This window comes from Neisseria sp. P0021.S007, from assembly GCF_051956855.1.
Window position 1 is genome coordinate 1 of sequence record NZ_JBQCXA010000760.1, and the last position, 608, is coordinate 608.

The following is a 608-nucleotide window of genomic DNA, read 5'->3' on the forward strand; positions in this document are numbered from 1 at the left end:
TTTTATATGGTGATCGAGACCACGACGTACTTGATGGTGGAAACGGTAACGATATTTTATACGGCGGCACCGATACAGACCGCATGAGCGGTGGGGACGGAAATGATGTCTATCATGTGGACAATGTAAATGACAAAGTTATCGAGCAACCGGGAGAAGGTACCGATACCGTTTACAGTAGCGTTTCCTACACCGTCTCAGCAAATGTTGAAAACCTGACTTTGACAGGCAGCAGCAACATCAACGGTATTGGCAACCATGGTGACAATGTCCTGACAGGCAACGACGGTCATAATCATTTGAGCGGTCATAACGGCAATGATTTCCTGTACGGCATGAGCGGCAACGACACACTGTCAGGCGGCAATGGAAATGACCACCTCAACGGTGGAGATGGTAATGACAGACTATTAGGTGGCAATGGACATGATTACCTCAACGGTGGAAACGGCGATGACTATCTTGCAGGAGGAACAGGTAGTAACACCATCATCACAGGTGCAGGCAGAGACACCATCGCCTTTACCCCATCAGATATCCATGATGGAAGCATAGATCGTGTACTCGACTTTGACCCTAATATGGACAAACTCGACCTATCTGCTATA

At 47.7% G+C, this 608-nt stretch carries 1 protein-coding gene; it reads left to right on the forward strand.

The genetic code is table 11. From position 1 onward, the window contains the following. Positions 1-608 (forward strand): calcium-binding protein (locus ACTHUR_RS15820; protein ID WP_440399608.1); only part of this gene is annotated, 608 nt, incomplete at both ends.